The organism is Roseateles sp., from assembly GCF_049240545.1.
Taxonomy (GTDB): Bacteria; Pseudomonadota; Gammaproteobacteria; order Burkholderiales; family Burkholderiaceae_C; genus Paucibacter_A.
This window is the reverse complement of record NZ_JBMLSK010000341.1, coordinates 1-1,722: the sequence shown is the minus strand read 5'-3', so window position 1 is coordinate 1,722 and position 1,722 is coordinate 1. Positions and strand designations below refer to the sequence as shown.

1 protein-coding gene, 1 pseudogene and 1 other annotated feature are annotated in these 1,722 nt (G+C 65.9%); of the genes and pseudogenes, one reads left to right on the top strand and one right to left on the bottom strand.

Annotation, left to right across the window (positions count from 1 at the left end):
• Window positions 1-108: 108 nt before the first annotated feature.
• Window positions 109-1,307 (top strand): annotated as a pseudogene (locus ACOVRJ_RS21300) (IS3 family transposase); the annotation flags it as partial.
• Window positions 387-503: a sequence feature (AL1L pseudoknot), on the top strand. (Overlaps the previous pseudogene by 117 nt.)
• A gap of 157 nt (window positions 1,308-1,464) precedes the next feature.
• On the opposite strand, the gene ACOVRJ_RS21295 reads toward ACOVRJ_RS21300, so the two are convergent.
• On the bottom strand, window positions 1,465-1,722 hold a 258-nt coding region (locus ACOVRJ_RS21295), incomplete at its 5' end, for a lysylphosphatidylglycerol synthase domain-containing protein (protein ID WP_422045825.1).

The following is a 1,722-nucleotide window of genomic DNA, read 5'->3' as shown; positions in this document are numbered from 1 at the left end:
GAAAGATGTCATCCAGCCGGGTAGTCGTGTGTGCACCGATGGCTCGGCGGCCTACTGAACCGCCCCGGGATTTGAGGAGGCTCCTTCGTTTGAGAAGATGGAGCCATGATGAGGAAATCCCCGAAGTTCTCCCCCGAGGTTGTCGAGCGCGCAGTGCGCATGGTGTTCGACGCCAAGGACCAGTACCCGTCGCAGTGGGCGGCCATTGAATCGATTGCCGGCAAGATCGGCTGCACGGCCGAGACGCTGCGGCGCTGGGTGCGCCAGGGCGAGCGAGACAGCGGGGCACGCGAGGGGCCCACGACCAGTGAGCAGCAGCGCGTCAAGGAACTCGAGCGCGAGGTGCGCGAGTTGCGTCGGGCCAACGAGATCCTGAAGCTAGCCAGCGCGTTTTTCGCCCAGGCGGAGCTCGACCGCCGCTTGAAGCTGTGAAGCCCTTCGTCGATCAGCATCGGGATTGCTTCGGGGTCGAGCCGATCTGCAAGGCATTGCAGGTCGCCCCATCGGGCTATTGGCGCGAGGCCGCCAGAAGCCGCCAGCCGGCGCGGTGCCCGCCCCGGCGCCAGCGCGACGCGGCGCTGCTGCCCGAGATCGAACGGGTGTGGCAGAGCAACCTGCGCGTCTACGGTGCCGACAAGGTCTGGCAGCAACTGCGCCGCGAGCGCTTTGTGGTGGCGCGCTGCACGGTGGAGCGGCTGATGCGCCAGCAGGGCCTGCGCGGCGTGATCCGGGGCAAGAGCGTGCGCACCACGGTGCCCGACGCCAAGGCGCCGTGCCCGTTGGATCGCGTCAATCGCCAGTTCCGAGCCGAGCGGCCGAATCAGCTGTGGGTGAGCGACTTCACCTATGTCAGCACTTGGCAGGGGTTCGTCTACGTCGCCTTCGTCATCGACGTGTTCGCGCGCTGCATCGTCGGCTGGCGCGTGAGCGCGTCGATGAAGACCGACTTCGTGCTCGATGCGCTGGAGCAGGCGCTGTATGCACGCGCTGTGCGGCGCGACGGTGAACTGGTCCATCACTCCGATCGTGGTTCGCAATACGTGTCGATCCGCTACTCCGAGCGCCTGGCCGAGGCGGGCATCGAGCCCTCGGTGGGCAGCATCGGCGACAGCTACGACAACGCGCTGGCCGAGACGATCAACGGGCTGTACAAGGCCGAGCTGATCCATCGGCGCGCGCCCTGGAAGACGCGCGAGGCGGTCGAACTGGCCACGCTCGAATGGGTCTCGTGGTTCAACCACCAGCGATTGCTCGAACCCCTGGGCTACATCCCGCCAGCCGAAGCCGAGGCAAACTACTGGCGGCAACAGGAAGCCGCCTCCGGCGGCCCCTGCGGCACGCTTGAAGAAAGAAAGGCAGAACAGCTACACAACCCAGTTCAACAGACCGCATCGGTCTGACTCACGCCAACCGGCCTCCGCGAAAGCCGGGGCGGTTCACATCGCATCACCCGATAGAGTTGCGTCAACGCGGCCGAGCCTTGTTACCCAGTGCGCCCAAAAGAGGCAATACCGACAGCCCTAGGAAAAAGCCAAACCAAAGTGTGGCCAAGCGGCAGACTGCAGTCGCCGCCGCCGCGGAAGATGCTTGCAATCCCGCTGTCGTGAGAAGGGTGAGCATGAGCAACTCTGTCCCGCCCAGCCCGCCGGGGAGAAACGTCAACGCACCGCCGAGGACGGCGGCGCCGAAAATCCCCGCAACCACCCACGCGGAAACGTCCGG